This is a genomic window from Mesorhizobium sp. B1-1-5 (assembly GCF_006443065.1).
Classification (GTDB): domain Bacteria; phylum Pseudomonadota; class Alphaproteobacteria; order Rhizobiales; family Rhizobiaceae; genus Mesorhizobium.
The window spans coordinates 1-1,109 of record NZ_VFWS01000581.1; the positions used below are offsets into that span (position 1 = coordinate 1).

Consider the following 1,109-nt stretch of genomic DNA (forward strand, 5'->3'; position numbering starts at 1 on the left):
CGTCGAGCACGATGAGATCGACCTGTGCACGGCGCAGGTTCGTTTCCATCTCGGGGCCGTCGGCGGCAACCGATGTGTGCAGGCCGCGCTTCTGGAATAACTCCTGCAGCAGGTCGCGAATGCCGTTGACGTTCTCGTTGACCTGCGCCGCCAGCCGGCCCGATCTCGTGTCGTTGAAGAAACCGACGCCGAGCTTCATCAGGTGATCGAAGATGCGGCGCTGGTAGCGCGCAACCAGATTGTTGCCGACGGTCGCCAGCGTCACCGCCTGGCCGTAGCCGGCGAAACCGCGCACGAGAAAGGCGCCCATGACGCCGGCGCAAATCCACACGATCAGATCGCCGCGCCGCTCATAGAAGATCTGGTTGACGACCGGGCTCATGATCCAGGCGGTGAAAGCGGTCGTGGCGGATACCGCCAGCAGGCAGGCGCCGGCAAAGATGTAGGACCAAAGGTAGTCGCGGCCGTTCTCGGCGATGATACGGCGCAGCACCGCCCAGACCTCGCCGGGAGTGGCTTTCTGCTTATGTGGAGCTTGGAGTGTCAAATCGGCAGCGCTTCGTGGTTTCCGCTTGGTGGGACCGGGCTGCACACAGCATCCCTTCTGGCGCCCCTCTTAGCGCCAAGCGGCCGGCTTGCCTATGCCCGCGCCTGATTAACTTCGTCGCGGGGACCGAACGGACGCCTGGTCCGTCATGCGACCCAGCCTAGGCCTGCCAGCGGCGGCCCGCGGTCTGCACGCCGAACAGCGAAGGGTTCCTGGCGTAGGCGGCGAGGCCCAGAAGGGCCGCCAGCGGATGGGTGATGACATAGACGGGCATGGTGCGCATCAGTTCGCTGTGCGGGGCCTTGTCCTCGAAGGCGGCGCGGAAATTGCCCTGTTTCAGCGCCGGCACGATCTTCTGCGCGATGCCGCCGGTGAGAAAGACGCCGCCACGGCTCATGAACACCAAGGCGAGATCGCCGGCGGTGCGCCCAAGGCAGGTGACGAAGATCTCCAGCGCTTCCTGCGCAACCGGATCGGTCCTGGCAAGTGCCGCTGCGGTGATCTCGGCCGGCGTGGTGAAGGGCGACGGCTTGCCGTCCGCCTTGGCCACCGCCCGGTAGAC

The 1,109-nt window shown here is 65.7% G+C and carries 2 protein-coding genes; both read right to left on the reverse strand.

The features are described from left to right. Nucleotides 1–547 (reverse strand): ABC transporter transmembrane domain-containing protein (locus FJ980_RS33485; protein ID WP_246676698.1); only part of this gene is annotated, 547 nt, incomplete at its 3' end. Nucleotides 548–707: 160 nt separating this feature from the next. Continuing rightward, nucleotides 708–1,109: glucokinase (locus FJ980_RS33490; protein ID WP_181181417.1), on the reverse strand; the 402-nt coding region annotated here is incomplete at its 5' end.